General features: G+C 46.0%; 1 protein-coding gene. It reads right to left on the bottom strand.

The window, feature by feature from the left end:
- Positions 1-139: 139 nt before the first annotated feature.
- Positions 140-1,029: NADH:ubiquinone reductase (Na(+)-transporting) subunit F (gene nqrF / locus AB5935_RS28130; RefSeq protein ID WP_368328121.1), on the bottom strand; the 890-nt coding region annotated here is incomplete at its 5' end.

The raw sequence follows: 1,029 nt of genomic DNA on the forward strand, positions 1-1,029 counted from the left end.
CCATAACGGAAAGACATTATGAGATAATACCAAAAAGAAGCGGGAAATCGAAGAAGCATTACTGCTTTTCAGATTTCCCGCTCTGTGTTTATGTAACCTTTCCGGTCATTGTTCCGACCGGTTTGTTCTCTTCTGCGAATTATCCTCCGAAGTTGTCGAACATCAGGTTCTGTGCCGGAACGCCAAGATCGTCGAGCATCTTCTCTACAGCTTTCGACATCGGACCAGGACCACACATATAGTATTCAATATCTTCAGGAGCTTCGTGATTCTTCAGGTAAGTTTCGTAAATTACGTTGTGAACGAATCCCGGAGTGTACTTCACGCCTGCAGCATCAGCAGCAGGGTCCGGACGGTCGAGAGCCAAATGGAAAGTGAAATTCGGGAAGTCCTTTTCGATTTGCAGGAAATCTTCCAGATAGAACACTTCGTTCAGCGCACGGGCACCGTAGAAGTAAGACATCTTACGGTCAGTAGTATGCAATGTCTTGGTCAAGTGCATGATTTGCGCACGCAACGGAGCCATACCGGCACCACCACCAATCCACATCATTTCCTTCTTAGAATCGAAGATTGGGTGGAAGTCTCCGTAAGGACCACTCATTATTACCTTGTCACCCGGTTTCAGGGTAAAGATATAAGAAGAAGCGATACCCGGCATTACATCCATAAATCCAGGACCTTGTTCTTTCGGTTTGAACGGCGGAGTAGCGATACGTACTGTCAACATGATACGGTCACCTTCGGCAGGATAGTTGGCCATAGAGTAAGCACGGATTGTTTCCTCGTCGTTCTTACACTTCAGACCCAGCAAACCGAATTTCTCCCATGCAGGAAGATATTCATCACCAATCAAGCTCTTATCGATGTCCTTGTCATAGTCCATTGAGAATTTAGGAATCTTAATCTGCGCATAAGAACCCGGGATAAAGTCCATGTGTTCGCCTTTAGGCAGAGCAACGATGAACTCTTTGATAAATGTAGCCACGTTCTTGTTGGAGATTACTTCGCACTCCCACTCTTTCACAC

The organism is Phocaeicola sp. RTP21198st1_B8_RTP21198_201120 (assembly GCF_040929485.1).
GTDB classification, from domain to species: domain Bacteria; phylum Bacteroidota; class Bacteroidia; order Bacteroidales; family Bacteroidaceae; genus Phocaeicola; species Phocaeicola dorei.